Below are 19,342 nucleotides of genomic sequence, written 5' to 3' on the forward strand. Positions count from 1 at the left end.
CAAACGGGCAAAGACAGATTTGACTATTGTCAAACATAGATGAGGCCGCAGAGCCGGAAGGAGAGTAATATCGTCTGAAGCCGCATGAAAATACGCAAATGCCTCCGATTCAATAAAAATAAGGGGAACTCTTATGAATATCGAAGGACAAACGCTTGCCAACACGGCCCTGTCCCCCGAATGCGCACCGCTTCTGGAGATCGAGGACCTGCACGTTTCGGTGCCGGCGCAAAATGGCCGCAAGTTTGTTATTTCGGGCCTGACGCTTTCCGTCAATGCCGGGGAAGTCGTCGCTCTCGTCGGCGAATCCGGATCGGGAAAGAGCATGACGGCTCTATCGCTGATGCGGCTTCTGCCGCAGGGCGTGGAAATCAATTCCGGCCGCATTTCCTTTGCCGGACGTGACATTCTCGCTCTTTCATCCTCCGAACTCGATGCGCTGCGCGGCGCCGATATCAGCATGCTGTTCCAGCAGCCGCAGGCCATGCTGGACCCGACCAGCCGGGTGAGGACTCAAGTGGCCGAGCCGCTCTGGATCCATCGCAAGATGAGCCGCAGCGCGGCGCTGAACCGGGTCGTCGGCCTCCTGTCTGATGTCGGCATTCCCGATCCCTCGGCGCGGGCGCAATGTTTTGCGCATGAGCTTTCCGGCGGCATGGCGCAACGTGTGATGATTGCCGCAGCACTTTCGGGCAATCCGCAGCTCTTGATCGCCGACGAACCGACGACGGCGCTTGATGTCACCGTCCAGGCACAAATCCTGCGCCTGCTGGATGATGAACGCCGCAAACGCCGGCTGGCCACGCTGCTCATTACCCACGACCTCTCGGTCGTCGCCGCTTTCGCGGACCGTATTGCGGTTATGTATGCCGGGCGCATTGTCGAGGAGGGGCCGACGCAGGCGATCCTCAAGGCGCCGCAGCACCCCTATACCAAGGCGCTCATCAGTTGCTCTCTGCTAACTACTGACAGCGAGGGACAGTTGCTGACGATCCCCGGTTCAAGCGCACAGGCCCATGACATGTCCTGCGGCTGCCGGTTTCATCCGCGTTGCGCGCTTGCCAAGTCGGCAGGCATGGGAGGCCGCTGCATGGCGACCGAACCGGCTTTGAATACCTTGCCTGAAGGGCGCAAGGCGCGTTGCTGGGCAGTCGGCGACGACCATGCCGATCACGACCATGCCGGCCATGCGGTTTGTTGAAGGAGGCGATGATGTTATCCAAAGCCATGACACAGATGCCGCCATCGGCGGAAAACAGCAGCCGGCCCTATGTGGTTGCGAAGAACCTCTGCAAATATTATCCCATATCGGGCCTCGGTCACCGCGTGGTGAAATCCGTCGACGATGTTTCCCTGACGATCGGCGAGGGGGAGGTGCTGGGCCTCGTCGGTGAATCCGGCTGCGGCAAAAGCACCATAGCCGGATTGATCACGCGCCTAACGCACGCGACGCGGGGCGAGGTCAGCATCGGAGATCACGACATATTGCATATGCAGGGCGAAGCGCTCCGGCGCGTGCGCCAGGTTGTGCAACTGGTGTTTCAGGATCCCTATTCCGCGCTCGATCCGCGTATGCGCATTGGCCAGAGCATGGAAGCGCCGCTTGCCCAGCACGGCATCGGCACCCGCGAGGAGCGCACGGCGCGTGTTTTCCGGATGCTGGAGGAGGTCGGTCTCGACGGTTCTTTTTATGATCGGTATCCGAGCCAGTGTTCCGGCGGCCAGTTGCAGCGCGTCGTCATCGGCCGCGCGCTTCTTCTCAATCCGAGTTTCCTTGTCTGTGACGAACCGACATCGGCACTCGATGCCTCGATGCGTACGCAGATCCTGAACCTCCTGATGGACATGAAGCGCCGTCACGGCCTGACGGTTTTGATGATTTCCCATGACCTGCGCGTCGTGCGTTATCTCTGTGATCGCATCGCGGTGATGTATCTCGGACGCATCGTTGAAATCGCTGATCGCGAAGAGCTTTTCCGGGCGCCAAAGCACCCCTACACCAAGGCCCTCATCGCCTCGTCGATGCTTGACGAGACCGGGCTATATGCGCCGGAAATGCTTCTCGACGGCGATCTGCCGAGCCCGCTCAATCCGCCTGGTGGCTGCAAGTTTCACACCCGCTGCAAATATGCGACCGCGATCTGCGGTGAGGTGGAACCGGTTCTGGAAGGCGTTTCCGGCGAGCATTTTGCGCGCTGCCACCGCTGGCGGGAATTGGGCTGAAGGACGACGCAGTTGCAGTTTTCTGTTGCGGTAAAAACAGATGAATTGTGTGTTTGCGGACTAATATCGGAATAAAATTCCGAGTATAGAAACATAAAATGAATGATATTCAGATGGATTATCGAGAGATATCCATGGGGTATTCTTTTGATATGTTGAAATTCTGAAATTATTGAATGGAAATTCGTGAAATATGTGAATTGAGAGCGTTATCATCAAAAATAAAAGGGGAATATTCTATGATGAAGCACGCACTTTTGGCGACATGTGCCATTGTCGTCTCGTTTGGAACGCATGCGGCAAATGCCGGAACGATCACCTATGACGATTATACGGGCGTCAAGACCGGCTGGCAAATGGCCTCCGACGATGCCTATCTCGGTTCCCGCGCAGGCTGCTTCGAAAGTCTGGTGCGTGTCGGTTATGACACGAAACTGGAGCCGGGCCTCGCCGAATCCTGGACGCAGACTGCGCCGAAGGTCTGGGAATTCAAGCTGCGCAAGGGTGTGAAGTTCCAGAACGGCGAGCCGCTCAATGCCGCAGCCGCCGTCAATGCACTCACCAATCTCTTGAAGGCGCCGGTTCCGGCCCGTGCCTTTTCGCCGAAGTTGATCGCTGCCGTCGATGCTGGTGGCGACGATATTGTGAAGATCACGACCATCGAGCCATCGGTGCTGCTGCCAGCGCAAATGGGAAGCCCGGCGACGTCTATCCTCGCGCCGTCAGCTTATAAGGATGGTAAGGTCGATCCGATCGGAACCTGCACCGGGCCTTTCAAGATCACCAAGGTCGATGCCAACCAGTATATGGAGCTGACCGCAAACCATGACTATTGGGCCGGTATGCCGAAGCTTTCGGGCGGTCGTGTGAACTTTATTCCGGATGCCGATACGCGCGCCACCCAGATAAGAAGCGGTGAAGTGCAGATTTCGCGCATGATCCCACCCTGGACGGTAAAGACCGTTGAAGCGGCCAAGGGCGTCAAGGTTGCGCCGATTACGGTACCCCGGATTACCGAAATGCTGCTCAATAATTCAAAGGCGCCGTTCAAGGATATCAAGGTTCGGCAGGCGATCCGGGCCGCCGTCGACACCGCCGGTATTGCCGACAGCATCTATGAAGGCGTGGTAATGCCCGCAACGATGCCTTTCGCACCGGGAGAGCCGTGGGCGCCGAAAGACGTCACACCCGCTTATGACGTGGAGAAGGCAAAGGCTCTGCTGAAAGAGGCGGGAATTGCCCCCGGCAGCCTGAAGCTGACGCTTCTGGCCTACACTGAAAGAACCGAACTCAAGGATGTTGCTGCCGTTATCCAGGCGCAGCTGCAGGAAATCGGCATCAAGGTCGATGTTCGCGTTGCCGATTATACTGCGATCGAGCCCGATCTCCTGTCCGGCAATTTCGACATGGTCCTTCTGTCACGCGGTTATGCAACTGATGTTGCGGAACCAATCGGGTTCCTCAACGCCGACTACACCTGCGGAGGCGGCTACAACATCTCGCATTATTGCAGTGAGGAGACGGACAAGCTGATCAAATCGGCCTATGCGGTAGCGGAGCCGGCCAAGCGTTACGCCATCTATGCCGAGGCAGCGAAGAGGGTCTACGATGAAGCCGTCACCGTCTACCTCATCCATGAGACCGCTTTCGATGCCTATTCGGAGAAGGTCGTGAACTTCAAGCCGCATCCGATCAACTATTTCATCATGACCAAGGATCTGGCGACGAAATAAGCCAATCTGACGATGCTGACGAAGCATGGCCCGGCTCGCAAGAGCCGGGTTTTGGCTGTTATGGTGCCGTCCGCGCAGCAGCTAGGATGCCGGATCAGGTCCGCTGCTGCAGAGTTAAATTCCTGGGCAAGGATCATAATATTGATTTGGAATGACGAGTTACGCCAAACACTTCGGCGTCGTCCTCGGGCTTGTCCCGAGGATCTGCAACGTTCCTGTTTTTGCTGACGTGTTTAGATCCTCGGGACAAGCCCGAGGACGACGCCGAGAGGAATGAATTCTTCATAGTCGACTTCGGGAGAGGCATCCGCTGCTTAGGGACGAAACTCGATGTCGTCCAACGGCCGTCACGCAAGGTTCAGCGTGAGGCGAGGCAGGCAGGCAGGCGACCGGCGGCAGGGATGAGATGCCGCCGGCATCTTTTCGTTCAGGCGCGCGCTTCCGGCGTATAGCCAGCGGCGGTGATGATTTCGGCAATGCGGGCCGCATCGGAGACGCCGCCGACCACGACCGTGCGGCTTGCAGGGTCCGTATGCACAGCAGCACCGGGAACGGTCTTTTCGATCGCACCCTTGATCACCCCGGCGCAGTGACCGCAGGTCATGTCTTCAACGTGGAAAGAAAGGCCTGCATTATCGGGTGCAGCTGTGGTTTCGGCGTGATGCTGGTGAGCGGTGCACATAGGCGGTTCTCCATGGTTTGGAATTCTAACAGGACGGAGCCTGGACTATTCCAACGTGGGAAGGTCAAGCGCTTTATTCGCGCCTGTGCAACATGTGCATCGCCGGATCAGCTGCGCCAGAAAATAGGCATGAGAAGCACGAGCACCGTCAGGATTTCCAGACGCCCGAGCAGCATCAGCACCGACAGGAGATAGAGCGCCGGTTCGCTGATGGTGGAAAAATTGCCGGCCGGGCCGATGATCGGGCCGATGCCGGGGCCGACATTGGCAAGTGACGTTGCAACCGCCGAGGTGGCGGTGAGGAAATCATAGCCCATCAGGCTCATGGCGAGGCTGCCGGCGATCCAAAGTGCGATGAAGCAGCTGATGAAGAGGAAAATGGTGCGGATGGTTTCCGGATCGACCACCTGCTGGCCGTAACGCACGGAATAGACGGCGTTCGGATAGATCAGCTTCTTGAGGCCGGCTCTCGCCACGTTGAAGATGATGAGAAAACGATAGGCCTTGATGCCGCCCGCCGTCGAGCCGGAACAGCCACCCATGAAGGTCGCGAAAAAGGCGACGACAACGACGAAGGGACCCCAGAGCGTATAGTCATCGCTGGCGAAACCGCCGGTCGAGAGGATCGAGGTCATGTTGAAGAAGGAATGGCTGAGCGCATCATCCAGCGGCACGCCGTTCCTGAAATGATGATAGACGCCGACTGCAATCGAGATCGCGCAGAGATAGCCGAGGAAGACGGCGATCTGCGGATCGCGCAGCGTTTCCAGCCGGCGGCGCACGGCAAGCAGGATCATGACAGAGAAGGGCAGGCTGCCGAAGATCAGAAAGATGGTGGCAATCCACAAAAGGGCGGTATTGTCGAAATAGGCGAAAGAGGCGTCGTGGGTGGAAAACCCGCCGGTCGCGACCGTCGACATGGCATGGTTCAGCGCATCGAAATGCGACATGCCGGCAAAATCGAAGGCCACCGTGCAGGCGATGGTCATGACGATGTAGATCGCCACGAAAGCCCGGGTGAAGCTTGCCAGCCGCGCGAAGGGCCGATCGTTGCCGGTATCTGATGATTCCATGCGGAAGAAGGTCATGCCGCCGACGCGCAGGAGCGGCAGGATGAAGAGACCGAGCGCCACGATACCGATACCGCCGAGCCAGCAGAGCAGCGACCGCCAGAGGAGAATGCCCTGCGGCGCGTGGTCGAGCCCGGATATGGCGGTCGATCCTGTTGTGGTGATGGCCGAAACGGATTCGAAGAACGCCTGGCCGGGCGTCAGGTCGAGTTCGGAAAGATAAAGCGGGACTGCGCCGACGATGGAAAACACCAGCCAGAGAAGGTTGACGAGCAGGAAACCGAAACGTTTGTTGAAGGAGGTGATGGGCCCGCGGGTTGCGAGCGCGCAGGCCAGCGCGAAGCCGCCGCACATGAAACCCGACAGCGCAAACACCATCCAGTCGTCATTGCCGTAATAAAGATCGGTGAGCGCGGGCAGGAACATGGCCGTCGCGAGGTAGAGCCCGAAGATGGACGCCACATAGATGACCGAGCGCAGAAGGTTGCTGTTCAAGAAATGAAACCCAGGGTTCGTGGTCGCGCTGAAATGAATCTTTGTTTCTGACGCCTTCCTATGGCATAGCGGGTGCCATTATGAATTTCAATGGATTGACTATCGTGGACAAGCAGCTTGTGGAAGCAGCGCGGCGGGAAGTGCGGGAGATATTCCCGGAAACGCCGCTGCAGTTGAATGAACATCTCAGCCGTCGGTATGGCGCGTCGATTTGGCTGAAGCGTGAAGATCTGTCCCCGGTTCGTTCCTACAAGATTAGAGGCGCATTCAACTTTCTGCGCAAGGCGGTGGCCAAGGCTGGCAAGGACAAGGTTTTCGTCTGTGCGTCGGCCGGCAACCATGCCCAGGGCTTTGCTTTCGCCTGCCGCCATTTCGGCGTTCACGGCGTTGTTTTCATGCCGGTGACGACACCGCAGCAGAAGATCGAAAAGACCCGCATCTTTGGCGGAGAATTCATCAAGATCCGTCTGGTGGGCGACATATTCGACCAGTGTTACGCCGCGGCGCGTCAGCATGTGCAGGACAATTACGGCTACATGGTGCCGCCTTTCGACCATGAGGATATCATCGAGGGTCAGGCGACGGTCGCCGCCGAGATCATGGATCAGCTGCCGGAAGGCACGAAGCCTGACATCGTCGTCATGCCTGTTGGTGGTGGTGGTCTTTCCGCCGGCCTGACCGGTTTTCTGGCCGGCACGGTGAAGAAGGAGAACTTCGTGTTCTGCGAGCCTGAAGGCGCGCCGAGCCTGAAGAAGAGCCTCGAACGCGGCGAGCCCGTGACGCTGAACAAGATCGACAATTTCGTCGATGGCGCCGCCGTTGCCCGCATCGGCGACCTGAACTTCAAGGCACTGAAGGATTTCCCGGCCGAGCAGGTGATGCTCATCCCGGAAAATGCGATCTGCGTGACGATCATCGAGATGCTGAACCTCGAAGGCGTGGTGCTGGAGCCTGCGGGCGCCCTGTCCATCGCCGCGCTGGAAAAGCTCGGTCGCGAAAGGCTGGAAGGTAAAACGGTCATCGCCGTGGTCTCCGGCGGCAATTTCGATTTCGAGCGCCTGCCGGACGTGAAGGAACGCGCCATGCGTTACACCGGCGTGAAGAAATACTTCATCCTGCGTCTGCCGCAGCGCCCCGGCGCGCTGCGCGATTTCCTCAACCTGCTCGGCCCGGATGACGATATCGCCCGTTTCGAATATCTGAAGAAATCGGCCCGCAATTTCGGCTCGATCCTGATCGGCATCGAAACCAATGCGCAGGAAAACTTCGCGGGGCTTCTGGAGCGCTTCGAGGCGGCCGGTCTCGGTTATGAGGATATTACCGAAAACGACATCCTGTCGAACCTGATCATCTGATCAGGAAAAGGACGGCAGGGAAGGGCGGATGACCTCCGCCCTTCAAACGTGACATAGATAAGGGAGTGAAAGCCATGGCATCGTTTTTTTCCAAAATCCTCTCGGTCTTCGGCTCCGGTCAGCCGTCTTCCGACGCGCCGCAGAAGGTGGCGCAGGCCGAGCCGCATGCGCATGGCGACTATCTGATCTATGCGACCCCGATCAAGGAAGGCGGCCAGTTCCGCCTCGCGGGCCGCATCGAAAAAAAGGCCGGTGATGAAGTGCTGGTGCATGAGTTCGTGCGCGCCGATGTCTTCACCAGCCTGGACGATGCGGTGGAGTTCACGATCCGCAAGGCGAAACTCATCATCGATCAGAACGGCGCATCGCTTTTCCCAGGAAAATGATGACGTCTTCTTGCCTCGCACGTTAAGATTCCGTTGTCTGCTTCGGCCTATCGTCTTTGAGGCATGGAGTTGCGCGCCAATGACGCTGCGCAACGTGGATCGATAAGGCATGTGCCGATGCAATGGGCAAATCTCGCCCTCTTTCTGGCGGAAGCCGTCGTCTATTTTTCGGTAATGACGGCATTCCTTCATTACCGGCATATTCTCGGCATCGGTGTCTTCCTCACCGCGCTGGGCGTGATGCACTTCCTGGAAACCTATCTGGCGGCCGTCCTTTACGTGCAGCTACCCTTTGGCGTGGCATCACCGGGCTCCTCGATCCTTTTTGCCGGCAAGCTGATGATGATCCTCATGCTCTATATGCGCGAGGACGCGGCCGTGGTGCGGCAGCCGATATATGGTCTGTTTCTCGGCAATATATTGACCGTCATTATTGCACAGATCGTCCGTTTTCATGAGACGGTGGCGATCGTTCCCGGCCAATCCGTCAGTACCGGCTTCCTCGATGAAATGGGCATCCTGATGGTTTGGGGAACCAGCCTGCTCTACATCGACGCCATCGCCATCATCCTGTTTTACGAGAAGCTTGGACGGTATCTGCAGCGCCATATCGTGCTGCGCTTCGCGATCTGCGGCGTCGTTGTCCTGAGCTTCGATCAGGCGGGTTTTTATGGGGCGCTGCGATTGTTGTTCAACGCACCTGCTGATGTCTTTTATGATGGCTGGAAGGCTAAGATGGCGGCAGTCGGCATCTATTCGCTGCTCTTTGCCACCTATCTCTGGCTGACATCGGCCAAGGGCCGCTTTCTCACACGCCGAAGCGTTGCCGATGTCTTCAACGATCTCACTTTCAGGGAGCGTTACGAGGAGCTTTTATCCCGCTCCGGGCGCGATATGCTGACGGGCGTATCGGACCGCGCCCGCATGGAACTCGATGCGCCCTCCCTCGTCGTGGAATGCCTGGAGAAACAGCGGCCGGTCAGCGTACTGATCGTCGATATCGACAACTTCAAGACCGTCAACGACACCTTCGGGCACCTGCAGGGCGATGAGATATTGCGGGAGTTCGCCGCAGTCCTGAAACGCGCCGTGCAACCGTTGGGACATCTCTACCGTTTCGGCGGCGAGGAGTTCGTGGCGCTCCTGCCGGCGATGACGCATGAAACGGCGCTGGCATTTTCGGCCGGTCTCAGGGCGGCGGTTCTTGCCGATCTGCAACGGCCGGACGGTTCGCCGCTGACCGTCAGTATCGGCGTCGCTACCGCCTTCGAGGATGGGCAGCTTTTCCGCGCGCTTCTATCGGAGGCTGATGCGCGGCTCTACGCGGCAAAAAATAACGGCCGGGACCAGGTCCACGGCCGTCATGGCATGTGGGTCGGCTGATACCGGCGATCCCGCCGGCATCGGCCTTGATTGATGTGCCTCAGGCGGCCTGCGCCAGTTCTTCAACCTTGGCTTCGGCGGCAGCAACGGCCTTTTCGACCGCTTCCGGACCAAATGCCAGGCCTTCGACATAGATGACTTCCACGTCCGTCATGCCCAGGAAACCGAGAACGGTCTTGAGGTAAGGAACGGCGTGGTTCATCGAAACGGCCGGACCTTCGGAATAAACGCCGGCGGCGGCAAGCACGATATAGACCTTCTTGCCGGTGGCGAGGCCAACCGGTCCGGTTTCAGTGTATTTGAACGTCTGGCCGGCGCGGGCGACGTTGTCGATCCACGACTTCAGGCCGGAGTAGATGTTGAAGTTGATGAGGCCGGTGCCGATGACGACCGTGTCTGCGGCCAGAAGCTCGGTGACGAGCTTGTCGGAATAATCGGCGGCAACCGATTCTTCAGCCGTGCGCTGGTCGGCCGGCTTGCGGATCGCAGCGGTCTTCACGGTGTCGAGATGCGGGATCGGATCAGCGGCGAGATCGCGGTGGACAAGGGTGTTGGAAGCCGACTTGGCCTTCAGCTTGCTGGCGAGTTCGCCGGAAAACTTGTTCGAAATCGATTCGTCGCCACGCGGGCTGGAGGTGATGAGCAGAATGTTGGACATGGTCTTTTCCTTGCATATGCGATGAATTGACGGGCGCCTTGGGAGGGCGTGAAAGAGCTGCGGGCGCTTCCTTGCCTCCTATATGAAAAATTACTGCCATCAAGAAAACCGTGATAATGTGGAAGCGATCTATCGATGAAATGGATGGGACATGGACGCAAACCCCACACTCGATCAATTGCAGGTGTTTTTGACGGTCGCCGAGACCGGTAGTTTCTCCGCCGCGTCGCGGGCGCTGAACCGCGCCCAGTCGGTGGTCAGCTATACCATCGCCAATCTCGAGGCGCAGCTTGAAGTCACCCTTTTCGAGCGCAATGGCGTGCGCCAGCCGCGACTGACGGACGAGGGCCGCGCCATGCTGGAGGATGCACGACGCATCGTCGCCGGCCTGCAGGAGATGCGCGCCCGTGCCAAGGGACTGAAGCAGGGGCTTGAGGCGGAGCTTTCCGTTGCCATCAGCACCATGGTGCCGGCGGAGGCCGTCGTGGCAGTGCTGCGGGATTTTCGCCAGCAATTCCCCACCGTTACGCTCAGCCTCAATGTCGGCGAGTTGGGCATGGTCATGGAGATGGTGCTTTCCCGCAAGGCCGGCATCGGCATCGGCGGGGCGGTGTTGCGCCAGGATGATGAACTCGTCATGGAAAAGGTCGGCCATTCCTTCATGTTGCCGGTGGTTGCGGCCGATCACCCGCTAGCGCAGATCGAGCGGCCGGTGGTTCTCGCTGATGTCCGCGAGGAGGTTCAACTCGTGGTGACGGATGCGTCGGGTCTGACCAAGGGACGGGATTTCAACGTGCTGTCCTACAAGACATGGCGCGTCAGCGACATCGCCACAAAATACCAGCTCATCAAGGGCGGCCTCGGCTGGGGCGGTCTGCCTGCTTCGATCGTGCGTAATGATCTCACCAATGGCAGCTTGAAGGCGCTTGAACTCGAGGCCTATGAGCAGGGCGAATATCCGCTCTTCACGCTGCGGCGCGTCGATTCACCGGCAGGACCCGCCGGCCAATGGCTCGCCGAATCCTTCCAGCAGCGCCTGTCCGCCTGCCCGAACCATAAGGATTTCAACGGGATGCTGGAGGCGAGCAAGCAGAGGACAATGGCTGTCGCCGCGGAGTGACATAGACCGCAGTTACGACAGTTTTATCTGGGACGGGTGGTTGACGGCAGGCATCTCATTCTGCCGTCAACAGTCGAGAGACTGTATTCCCTAGAGAACCAGGCGGAACTTCGCGAAACCTTCCGCACCGTCGCCGGCATCCTCGATTTTCGCGCCCTTGATCTCCGCCGCATAGTGGCGTCCCTTGGGACCGGTCTCGAAGATTGCCGAGGTATTGGCCACCGGTGCGAAGGACCAGTTGGCATCCGCGGACGGATTGATGGTGCCCTGGTCGATGATATAGCGCACGATCACGTCGCGATTGGTGTCGGGCGCCACGAAGATCACCTTGTCCGCTGCGATATCGGGGAATTTGCCGCCGCCGCTTGCCCGGTAATTGTTGGTGACGACCACGAATTTCTGTTCGGGATCGATCGGCTTGCCGTTGAACTGAAGGTTCACGATGCGGTTGCTATCGGGATTGACGGCCTTGCCGTCCTTGTCGAATTTCGCCGGCTTGGAAATGTCGATCTGATAGGTGACACCGTCGATGACATCGAAATTATAGGACGGGAAGTCGGCGTTCAGCAGCGGCGCGTCCTTGGCACCGGCCTCGACCGTGTTGAACATGCCCGCGGACATTTCCAGCCAGTTCTTGACCTGCGCGCCGTTGATCAGCACCGCCTGCACCGTATTGGGATAGAGGTACAGGTCGGCAACGTTCTTGATGGCAATGTCACCAGCGGGGACATCGGTATAATAATCCGCGCCGCCGCGACCGCCGGACTTGAAGGGCGCCGCCGCAGAGAGCACCGGCAGGTCCTTATATTGCCCTTCCTTCAGCATGTCCTTGATGTACCAGGTCTGGGCATTGGAGACGATCTGCACGGACGGATCGTCAGCCACCAGCGCGAAATAGGAATAGAGCGGGGCGGATGTCTTGCCGACGGGACGGCGTACATAGGCAAGCGCTGCCTCGTGGTCAGTCTTGGCGGCGGCGAGAACCTCCGCCTTGTCGGTGAAATCGGCGACGATCTTGCGACTGTCGTCGCGGTGATAGATCGGCCGGGCCTCGGAGGTGAAATCGACGATCTTCCAGCTCTTGCCATCCTTTTCGAGCAAGAGGTCGATGAGACCCATATGCGAACCCCAGAAACCGGCCATGACTGCCGGCTTGCCCATCAGCGTGCCCTTGACCGCATCCGCACCCTCGATGCCGTCCCAGGTCTTCGGGCCGGGGAAGACAAGATGCTGGTGACCGGTGAAGATCGCGTCGATGCCTTCGACGCCCGCCAGATAAAGCGAGGCGTTTTCCATGCGCTCCGTCTGGCCTTTGCCGTCAATGCCGGAATGGGAAAGGGCGATGATGATATCGGCGCCTTCTTCCTTCATGACAGGCACCCAGGCTTTCGCGGCCTCGACGATGTCGCGCGTCTGGGCTTTGCCTTCGAGGTTCTTGGAATCCCACATCATGATCTGCGGCGGCACGAAGCCGATGATGCCGACCTTGACCGGGCTCGTCACGCCGCCGCCATCGCGGATCTGCTTTTCCAGAATGACATAAGGCTTGAAGAACAGCTCGTCGTTTTTCGGATCGGAAGCGAGCTGGCCCTTGGTGAGGTTGGCGCAGACGTAAGGAAAACCAGCGCCCGCCAGCGTGTTCGACATATAGTCGAGACCGTAATTGAATTCGTGGTTGCCTAGCGTGCCGCAATCGTAGCCCAGCACGTTCATGGCGTTGATGACGGGATGTTTGTCGCCGGCCTTCATGCCGCGCTCATAGGCGATATAGTCACCGAGAGGATTGCCCTGCAGGAAGTCGCCATTATCCACCAGCATCGAGTTTCCGGCCTCGGCGCGTATCTTGTCGATGATCGAGGCGGTGCGCGAAAGTCCCATCGTGTCGTTCGGCTTGTCGGCGTAATAATCATAGGGAAAGACGTGAACATGGATGTCAGTCGTTTCCATGATGCGCAGATGCGCCTGATTGGCCGCCGCACGGGCGGCAAAGGGATGCAGCAACACCAGTGCCGAGGAGGCCGCGATACCGCCGAGAAGCGAACGGCGAGTGATGGGGTGGAGAGCGAGAAGCGACGACATGGGAACTCCTTCGGATGAAGCTTGCTCTGTCAGGGAAAAGGACAGGGTAGAAGCAATCGCCGAGGAGTCCATCACCAAAATGACAAGCCCGTGACAGTCGGGCCTGTTTTCAACCGTTTGATAAATTTTTTGTCAGGGAAGCGCGACGCACGTGTGGGCACACTCCGGTTTCGGCGCCAAGGAATCAGCGGGCGAGCGTCGGTTTCACTTCTTCATGGAAGAAGCGGAAATAGGAGGAGAGCTGCGCTAGCGTGTTGGTGGAAAGCTTCAGCTGCAGTCCGAGGCGGTTCTGGTGCTGCCACTGCACCACACCCTCGATAAAGCCCAGATCGTCGCTCTGCACCTTGACCCGGCTGCCCTTGGCGGCGGCAAAAGGCCCGTCCAGTTCAAGCGCCATTCCGGTGGCGGAAAGATCAACCACACGGCCTCGGGTAGACTGGCTGAAATAATGCACCGTCGCGAAGATTCTCGTTTTGCTGCGGACTGCGCTGCGGGTCGCCATATTGAGGTTGTTTGTCATGTTGCTGCTCAAATAAATTGTTTCCGATACCATGCATCATGCTGCGGAAAGCTTGAGAGCCATTTAGTTCTTCAGTTAAAATTGCAGCTAATTGCCGATTATGCTGTATCGATACGGCACTGATAGCAATTGTTACGGGCGGAGCGCACATGTACATAAGCGACATCCGCACGCGCCAGAAGTTGCCGCGCGCGTGACACGATCTCGCCCGTCGCAGTCACCGCGCCGGTGCCGTAGACGATGCGATCGTCGGCCCCATATCCGCGCACGATATAATCCGGGCTGTCCAGCATCGGCGGAATAGCCGCGGTCTGCGGATAGCGCTCGCATGCTTCCGCATGCAGAAATACCGGCCCGGTTTCCGCGTAGGGTTGAAGCGAGGGAAAAGGCCGGTAGGCGAGGATCAGCATCGCTTCGCTTTCATCGATCTGGGACAGGCAGTGGCGACAGGGCATGCCGCCCGGCGAAACGGCCTTTTCCGGCATCCTTCCATAGGCGTCGGGGGAGCCTGCCCGGAAGGCCTCTGCTTCCTTAGCCGGCATTGCAGTAAAGACGAGATCGGTCATGGCGGGGCCTCTTGGATTGGGATCGGCGTTGCTTGTTTGCAGCTATGATCCCGAAATGGAGCACTATCCACCCGATTCTTGACAAGTGATGCAACCAGCCCATTGCGTGACTCGTTAGCTTCGGGAATCAGTGGCGCTCCTCGTTTCCGGAAGGTCTGATTTTATGTTGCGTCGTTTTCTGGCCGCCGTTCCGCTGGCTTTTGTTTCGTTGACGGCTCCGATCGAGGTGAATGCGCAGGTTGCCTCCGGTCTTGATGGCCTGTCCGACGATCAGCTGCAGCAGTCGGTCAATTTCGTCATCGGCAACGCGATCTTCTCGCTCTATCACGAGGGCGCGCGCATGCTGATTTCGGATTTCGGGACAGCGGAGACGGCAAGCGTCCAGGCCCCGGCCGATCAGCTGGCGGGCACGCTCATCCTGCAGGCCAATGAGGAATGGCTCGATACCGCGCTCGTCAACGCCACCGACAGCTGGTATCTGGCGCGCGAGGCGGAGACCTTGCCCGAGCATGAGGCTCCGGTGTTTTCCGCGCTGGTGCCGGATAGAAGCCGCGACCGCAACATGGCCTGCCTGATGGTGGGCCGCGACAAGGATGGTTATGGCGATCTCGCCGCGATGATGGGGCTTGCCAATACCGAATTCGACAAATGCGCCGCCGCCTATCCGGGCGTTGCTTCTGCCTGGGAGAATTTCCTCGCGCCTCATCGCAGCCAGACACCCTCGAAATTTTCCGTCAGCTACGTGCCGCCGCGCGACCCGGAACTTGAGCCCTATGCCATCATGGTCAAGGAATCGAAGATTCTCGATCTCATCAGCCGCAGTTTCAGCGGTTATGGCCTGAAGGGCGATGTCAAGCTGACGGCCAAGTCCTGCGGCCGTCCCGACGTCTACTGGTCGGCTGAAAAGCGCGAAATCACCTATTGCTACGAGCTTGGTAAATTCCAGGCGGAGCTGATCGCCGATCATCTCCTGAACAGCGTCACGGAAGACAAGGGCGCGGCCGGCGGGCAAATTCCTACAGCCGTCAATCTGGAACGCGAAATCTGAGGCTGGTTGCCGGACGCTGGTGAGCTGGCCTCCTTGAGGGAGGAGAATACCATGCCGAAGGTCGTCGTTCGCAATTTCGCCATTTCGCTTGACGGATATGGCGCAGGACCGGACCAGAGCCTGCAGAACCCCCTCGGCGTAAAGGGCGAAGAGCTGCACCAATGGGCCTTCAAGACCGCACCTTCCACCGCATGTTCGGCAAGGAGGGTGGCTCGACCGGTACGGACGAAAACTTTTCCGAAAAAAGCTTCGAAAATATCGGTGCCTGGGTTTTAGGGCGTAACATGTTCGGCCCTGTGCGCGGTGCATGGCCGGATGAAGGCTGGAAGGGCTGGTGGGGCGAGGAGCCGCCCTATCACGTCCCGGTCTTCGTCCTCACACACCATGCGCGCCATTCCTTCACCATGAAGGGTGGCACCGAATTCCATTTCGTCACCGACGGCATCGAGGCAGCGCTCGATCGGGCGCTCTCGGCGGCGAATGGCAAGGATGTCCGCATCGGCGGCGGCGTCTCCACCATCCGGCAATATATGGCGGCGGGCATGATCGACGAGCTGCATCTGGCCCTTGCACCGGTGTTTCTCGGCAAGGGGGAGCAGCTTTTCCAAGGGCTGGATTTGCCCGCACTCGGTTATCGCTGCATGGGAACGGTGGCGGGTGAGGGCGCCACGCATCTGATTATCGAGAAGGCGTGAGTGCCGTTTCCCCTTCCATCCGCATTCCTGTGACAAGCATAGGAATGCGGATGGAGTGGACCAGCCACTCCCTCAATTCCGCAGAGAGATTTCCAGAAGCTCCGTATCGGCAAGCGGCTCCACCCATGCCTCATAGGTGCCGACGGGCGAGAAGCCCATCATCTGGTAAAGCTGCAATGCGCGCGGATGGTCGAGCGTATTGGTCGTCACCGTCACCCGCTGCGGATTGTCCTGCCAGGCGGCGTAAAGCGCCTGCAGAAGGAACCATTTGCCGACGCCAGCCCCAATCGCCTCTTCGAGGAGGCCGAAATAGGAAAGCTCGGTCACTTCGTCGCTCGCCTTGTGCAATTCGAAGAAACCGGCCGGCGCGCCGTTCATATAGAGAACCGTGACGCTGTTTTTCGGATCGCGCAGGACGGCAGACAGTTCCGCATCGCTCATGCGCATACGCTTCTGCCAATGCCAGCGTTTCCCCACCCGCCAGTAGAGGTAGCGGTAGAAGTGAAGCGGAATATTATTGACCCGCATCAGCGCCGTCTGAAGGTTGACCGGGATCGGCAGACTGACCTTCGGCGGTGCGGTCATTTCCAGCTGCGTCACATGCGCCTTCAGCGGGCCATGGGAAATGACCGGCAGGGGATCGGCAGGGCCGGTGACGATAGGCGTGTCTTCTAGCCCGCCCCATTCCGACCAGGAACCGTCATAGAGCGAATTGTCCTGATGGCCGAGCGATTCCAGCGCAAGCGTAATGACGGCGGCGGTAACGCCCGAGCCGCAGCTCGTCACCACCGGCTTGGTAAGATCGATGCCGGCATCGCTGACCATCTTGCGAATGGCAGTCAGGTCCTTGAAGTGGCCGTTTTCTGAAAAGGCCGTCGCAGGCAGGCTGCGCGCGCCGGGCATATGGCCGGAACGCATGCCGGCACGCGGCTCGGCCTCGTCGCCGGTGAAGCGCCCCGCGCCACGGGCATCGGCAATCTGCTTGTCGCCGCTGTCGACGATGCCCCGCATGGTCGATAGTGAGGTCACACGCTTTTCGTTGAAGTCGGGTGTGAAGGTCGCAGGCTCAATCTCCGGCGTGCCCGTTTCAAGCGGCCGTCCTTCGCGCTTCCAGCTATCAAGGCCGCCATCCAGTACATAGGCTTTGCGCACGCCCATCACCCGCAACATCCACCAGACGCGCGGTGCGGAAAAGAAGCCGGGGCCGTCATAGACCACGATTGTGTCGGTATCGCTGAGGCCAAGCTTGCCAGCCTGTTCGGCGAAGAATTCCGGCGAGGGCAGGGAATGCGGCAGGCCGGTGGTGTGATCGGCGATTTTATCCTGGTCGAAGAAAACAGCGCCCGGCAGATGCCCTGCCGCGAACTCTTCCGCACCGTTGCGCTTATGCGCCGGCAGATACCAGGACGCATCCACGACACGAAACCCTGATGTGCCGAGCTGCTTCTCCACCCAGTCCGCCGAAACGACGAAACGGCTCTTATCCGTGCTCACGATGTCTCTCCCGATCTCAGGCAACAGCTTCAGGCGCGCCGAAACGAATGCGGAACCGCCTGTTCTCCTTGCCCTTCTTTTCTATCTTGGCAATGTGAATATCGCCCACTTCCCGCGTTTGCGAAACATGGGTTCCGCCGCAGGGCTGGCTGTCGATGCTGGAATTTTCGCCGATGCAGACGAGGCTGACCCGGCCAAGGCCGACCGGCGGGCGCACATTCTTGGATTTGACGATGCCCGGATTGGCCTGTAGCTCCTCGTCGGTGATCCATTGCAGGAAGACCGGATGGTTGGCTTTCACCAGCTCCATCAGCTTTGCCGTGACTTCATCCTTGTCGATGGTTTCCGACATGTCGAAATCGACACGCGACTCATCCTCGCCGACCGCCGCACCTGTGATCGGCCACTGGCAGACGACGGAGAGCAGATGGCAGGCCGTGTGCATGCGCATGAGTTTGTATCGGCGCTGCCAGTCTACGTGCAGGGTCAGTTTTTCACCGACCTCGGGGGAAGGCTGACCTTCCAGCGGCACATGGACGATCACGCTCTTGTCGGCACCGTTTCTGGTGATGCCAAGTTCGATGCGAGAGCCATCGGCCCGCTCGAGAAAGCCGCTATCGCCCGGCTGGCCGCCTGACGTGGCGTAAAAGCAGGTCTGGTCCAGTTCTATGCCGCCATCCTCATGCACCGCCGTGACGATCGCTTCTGCGGTGGAAAGATAAAAATCGTCACGGAACAGGGCATTCACAGGCATTTCGGCATGTCCTCAAACGGTTTCGTAGGGAACCGGAATCTCGCTCTTGGTCGCCAGCCACTGCGGCACGGGAAGTCCCTTGGAGCGCAGGAAATCCGGATTGAAGAGCTTCGACTGATAACGATTACCGTAGTCGCACAGTATCGTCACGATTGTATGCCCCGGACCAAGCTCGCGGGCAAGGCGGATCGCGCCGGCAATATTGATACCGGAGGAGCCACCGAGGCAAAGCCCTTCCTTCGTCACCAGATCGAACAGCACCGGCAGCGCTTCCGCATCGGAGACGCGATAGGAAAAGTCCGGCGTGAAACCTTCGAGATTGGCGGTGATACGGCCCTGGCCGATACCTTCCGTGATGGAAGAGCCTTCGGATTTCAGGACGCCATGCTTGTAGAATTCATAAAGGGCGGCACCCTCAGGGTCGGCAAGGCCGATCTTGATATCAGGGTTGAAGTCGCGCAGACCGTCGGCCACGCCCGCCAGCGTTCCGCCTGATCCGACCGAGCAAATGAAACCGTCAACCTTGCCGTCCGTCTGGTCCCAGATTTCGGGCGCCGTCGTTTCGATATGAGCCTGGCGGTTGGCAATATTGTCGAACTGGTTGGCCCAGATCGCGCCATTCTCATCGGTGGCGGCAAGCTGTTTTGCCAACCGGCCGGAGACCTTCACGTAGTTGTTCGGATTGGAATAAGGAGCGGCCGGAACCTCGACCAGCTTGGCGCCGAGAAGCTTCAGCGCATCCTTCTTTTCCTGGCTCTGCGTCTCGGGAATGACGATCACCGTCTTGTAGCCGAGCGCATTGGCCACCAGCGACAGGCCGATGCCGGTATTGCCGGCCGTGCCTTCCACGATGGTGCCGCCGGGGCGCAATTGCCCGCGCCGTTCGGCGTCGCGGATGATGTAGAGGGCGGCGCGATCCTTCACCGACTGGCCGGGATTGAGGAACTCCGCCTTGCCGAGGATTTCGCACCCCGTCGCTTCAGAGGCAGCCTTCAGACGGATGAGCGGCGTGTTGCCGATAGCACTGAGCGCAGAGGAATGAATGGTCATGATCGAGCCTTCTTGTCTGAGCGGAAATTAG

General features: G+C 59.0%; 17 protein-coding genes and 1 pseudogene. 9 read left to right on the plus strand and 9 right to left on the minus strand.

What is annotated here, in order from left to right:
- The first annotated feature begins 133 nt into the window (after positions 1-133).
- The 3 genes from CFBP5499_RS05155 to CFBP5499_RS05165 all read left to right on the plus strand — a co-directional run bounded on the left by CFBP5499_RS05155 (position 134) and on the right by CFBP5499_RS05165 (position 3,956).
- A complete protein-coding gene (locus CFBP5499_RS05155; RefSeq protein ID WP_080825320.1) occupies positions 134-1,201 on the plus strand; it encodes an ABC transporter ATP-binding protein in 1,068 nt (355 codons plus the stop codon).
- 11 nt (positions 1,202-1,212) lie between these two features.
- On the plus strand, positions 1,213-2,223 hold the full coding sequence (locus tag CFBP5499_RS05160; RefSeq protein WP_175416627.1) for an ABC transporter ATP-binding protein: 1,011 nt from the start codon (positions 1,213-1,215) through the stop codon (positions 2,221-2,223).
- Between the two features lie 239 nt (positions 2,224-2,462).
- A complete protein-coding gene (locus CFBP5499_RS05165; RefSeq protein ID WP_080825318.1) occupies positions 2,463-3,956 on the plus strand; it encodes an ABC transporter substrate-binding protein in 1,494 nt (497 codons plus the stop codon).
- Between the two features lie 427 nt (positions 3,957-4,383).
- On the opposite strand, the gene CFBP5499_RS05170 is transcribed toward CFBP5499_RS05165, so the two are convergent.
- Positions 4,384-4,638, minus strand: coding sequence for a heavy-metal-associated domain-containing protein (locus tag CFBP5499_RS05170; RefSeq protein ID WP_080825317.1), 255 nt, complete (start codon positions 4,636-4,638; stop codon positions 4,384-4,386).
- 107 nt (positions 4,639-4,745) lie between these two features.
- Positions 4,746-6,203 carry a TrkH family potassium uptake protein gene (locus CFBP5499_RS05175; protein WP_173986721.1) on the minus strand — a complete coding sequence of 486 codons (1,458 nt, stop codon included), beginning with the start codon at positions 6,201-6,203 and terminating at the stop codon, positions 4,746-4,748.
- A gap of 80 nt (positions 6,204-6,283) precedes the next feature.
- Between CFBP5499_RS05175 and ilvA the strand changes: the two genes are divergently transcribed.
- From ilvA to CFBP5499_RS05190, 3 genes are all read left to right on the plus strand, one after another.
- Positions 6,284-7,558, plus strand: a complete 1,275-nt coding sequence (gene ilvA, locus CFBP5499_RS05180; RefSeq protein WP_080827374.1) for a threonine ammonia-lyase — start codon at positions 6,284-6,286, stop codon at positions 7,556-7,558.
- Between the two features lie 74 nt (positions 7,559-7,632).
- Positions 7,633-7,944: an HlyU family transcriptional regulator gene (locus tag CFBP5499_RS05185; protein ID WP_080825316.1), complete on the plus strand. Its 312-nt coding sequence runs from the start codon at positions 7,633-7,635 to the stop codon at positions 7,942-7,944.
- Between the two features lie 117 nt (positions 7,945-8,061).
- The gene (locus CFBP5499_RS05190; protein ID WP_080825315.1) at positions 8,062-9,327 is read left to right on the plus strand and encodes a GGDEF domain-containing protein; all 1,266 of its coding nucleotides are present in this window, start codon (positions 8,062-8,064) and stop codon (positions 9,325-9,327) included.
- A 40-nt stretch (positions 9,328-9,367) separates the two neighbouring features.
- Here CFBP5499_RS05190 and CFBP5499_RS05195 read toward each other — a convergent pair whose 3' ends face one another.
- Positions 9,368-9,985, minus strand: coding sequence for an FMN-dependent NADH-azoreductase (locus CFBP5499_RS05195; protein ID WP_080825314.1), 618 nt, complete (start codon positions 9,983-9,985; stop codon positions 9,368-9,370).
- A 151-nt stretch (positions 9,986-10,136) separates the two neighbouring features.
- Between CFBP5499_RS05195 and CFBP5499_RS05200 the strand changes: the two genes are divergently transcribed.
- Positions 10,137-11,105 (plus strand): LysR family transcriptional regulator, encoded by a 969-nt coding sequence (locus tag CFBP5499_RS05200; RefSeq protein WP_080825313.1) that lies wholly within the window; start codon positions 10,137-10,139, stop codon positions 11,103-11,105.
- Positions 11,106-11,195: 90 nt separating this feature from the next.
- Here the strand turns inward: CFBP5499_RS05200 and CFBP5499_RS05205 are convergent, their stop codons facing one another.
- The 3 genes from CFBP5499_RS05205 to CFBP5499_RS05215 form a co-directional block, all read right to left on the minus strand.
- The gene (locus CFBP5499_RS05205; RefSeq protein WP_080827373.1) at positions 11,196-13,184 is read right to left on the minus strand and encodes a bifunctional 2',3'-cyclic-nucleotide 2'-phosphodiesterase/3'-nucleotidase; all 1,989 of its coding nucleotides are present in this window, start codon (positions 13,182-13,184) and stop codon (positions 11,196-11,198) included.
- 184 nt (positions 13,185-13,368) lie between these two features.
- A complete protein-coding gene (locus CFBP5499_RS05210) occupies positions 13,369-13,704 on the minus strand; it encodes a PilZ domain-containing protein (protein ID WP_080827372.1) in 336 nt (111 codons plus the stop codon).
- A gap of 98 nt (positions 13,705-13,802) precedes the next feature.
- Positions 13,803-14,270 carry a DUF1203 domain-containing protein gene (locus CFBP5499_RS05215; protein ID WP_080825312.1) on the minus strand — a complete coding sequence of 156 codons (468 nt, stop codon included), beginning with the start codon at positions 14,268-14,270 and terminating at the stop codon, positions 13,803-13,805.
- A 163-nt stretch (positions 14,271-14,433) separates the two neighbouring features.
- On the opposite strand from CFBP5499_RS05215, the gene CFBP5499_RS05220 reads away from it, so the two are divergent.
- Together CFBP5499_RS05220 and CFBP5499_RS05225 are read left to right on the plus strand one after the other, a co-directional pair.
- On the plus strand, positions 14,434-15,318 hold the full coding sequence (locus CFBP5499_RS05220; RefSeq protein WP_130932444.1) for a DUF4344 domain-containing metallopeptidase: 885 nt from the start codon (positions 14,434-14,436) through the stop codon (positions 15,316-15,318).
- 51 nt (positions 15,319-15,369) lie between these two features.
- A pseudogene (locus CFBP5499_RS05225) lies at positions 15,370-16,013 on the plus strand (dihydrofolate reductase family protein).
- A 72-nt stretch (positions 16,014-16,085) separates the two neighbouring features.
- On the opposite strand, the gene sseA reads toward CFBP5499_RS05225, so the two are convergent.
- Genes sseA through CFBP5499_RS05240 form a run of 3 tightly spaced genes read right to left on the minus strand, consistent with a single transcriptional unit; the run spans position 16,086 to position 19,311 of the window.
- Positions 16,086-17,507 carry a 3-mercaptopyruvate sulfurtransferase gene (sseA, locus tag CFBP5499_RS05230; RefSeq protein WP_080825311.1) on the minus strand — a complete coding sequence of 474 codons (1,422 nt, stop codon included), beginning with the start codon at positions 17,505-17,507 and terminating at the stop codon, positions 16,086-16,088.
- A gap of 16 nt (positions 17,508-17,523) precedes the next feature.
- On the minus strand, positions 17,524-18,261 hold the full coding sequence (locus CFBP5499_RS05235) for an alanyl-tRNA editing protein (protein WP_080825310.1): 738 nt from the start codon (positions 18,259-18,261) through the stop codon (positions 17,524-17,526).
- A gap of 12 nt (positions 18,262-18,273) precedes the next feature.
- Positions 18,274-19,311 (minus strand): cysteine synthase A, encoded by a 1,038-nt coding sequence (locus CFBP5499_RS05240; RefSeq protein WP_080825309.1) that lies wholly within the window; start codon positions 19,309-19,311, stop codon positions 18,274-18,276.
- Between the last annotated feature and the right edge of the window lie 31 nt (positions 19,312-19,342).

This window comes from Agrobacterium tumefaciens (assembly GCF_005221325.1).
GTDB lineage: Bacteria > Pseudomonadota > Alphaproteobacteria > Rhizobiales > Rhizobiaceae > Agrobacterium.

What these genes read in the sequence shown, in the direction of transcription:
- CFBP5499_RS05155 (WP_080825320.1), top strand. Translation starts at nt 134, where the DNA reads ATGAATATCGAAGGACAAACGCTTGCCAACACGGCCCTGTCCCCCGAA.
- CFBP5499_RS05160 (WP_175416627.1), top strand. Translation starts at nt 1,213, where the DNA reads ATGTTATCCAAAGCCATGACACAGATGCCGCCATCGGCGGAAAACAGC.
- CFBP5499_RS05165 (WP_080825318.1), top strand. Translation starts at nt 2,463, where the DNA reads ATGATGAAGCACGCACTTTTGGCGACATGTGCCATTGTCGTCTCGTTT.
- CFBP5499_RS05170 (WP_080825317.1), bottom strand. Translation starts at nt 4,638, where the DNA reads ATGTGCACCGCTCACCAGCATCACGCCGAAACCACAGCTGCACCCGAT.
- ilvA (WP_080827374.1), top strand. Translation starts at nt 6,284, where the DNA reads ATGAATTTCAATGGATTGACTATCGTGGACAAGCAGCTTGTGGAAGCA.
- CFBP5499_RS05185 (WP_080825316.1), top strand. Translation starts at nt 7,633, where the DNA reads ATGGCATCGTTTTTTTCCAAAATCCTCTCGGTCTTCGGCTCCGGTCAG.
- CFBP5499_RS05190 (WP_080825315.1), top strand. Translation starts at nt 8,062, where the DNA reads ATGCAATGGGCAAATCTCGCCCTCTTTCTGGCGGAAGCCGTCGTCTAT.
- CFBP5499_RS05195 (WP_080825314.1), bottom strand. Translation starts at nt 9,985, where the DNA reads ATGTCCAACATTCTGCTCATCACCTCCAGCCCGCGTGGCGACGAATCG.
- CFBP5499_RS05200 (WP_080825313.1), top strand. Translation starts at nt 10,137, where the DNA reads ATGGACGCAAACCCCACACTCGATCAATTGCAGGTGTTTTTGACGGTC.
- CFBP5499_RS05205 (WP_080827373.1), bottom strand. Translation starts at nt 13,184, where the DNA reads ATGTCGTCGCTTCTCGCTCTCCACCCCATCACTCGCCGTTCGCTTCTC.
- CFBP5499_RS05210 (WP_080827372.1), bottom strand. Translation starts at nt 13,704, where the DNA reads ATGACAAACAACCTCAATATGGCGACCCGCAGCGCAGTCCGCAGCAAA.
- CFBP5499_RS05215 (WP_080825312.1), bottom strand. Translation starts at nt 14,270, where the DNA reads ATGACCGATCTCGTCTTTACTGCAATGCCGGCTAAGGAAGCAGAGGCC.
- CFBP5499_RS05220 (WP_130932444.1), top strand. Translation starts at nt 14,434, where the DNA reads ATGTTGCGTCGTTTTCTGGCCGCCGTTCCGCTGGCTTTTGTTTCGTTG.
- CFBP5499_RS05235 (WP_080825310.1), bottom strand. Translation starts at nt 18,261, where the DNA reads ATGCCTGTGAATGCCCTGTTCCGTGACGATTTTTATCTTTCCACCGCA.
- CFBP5499_RS05240 (WP_080825309.1), bottom strand. Translation starts at nt 19,311, where the DNA reads ATGACCATTCATTCCTCTGCGCTCAGTGCTATCGGCAACACGCCGCTC.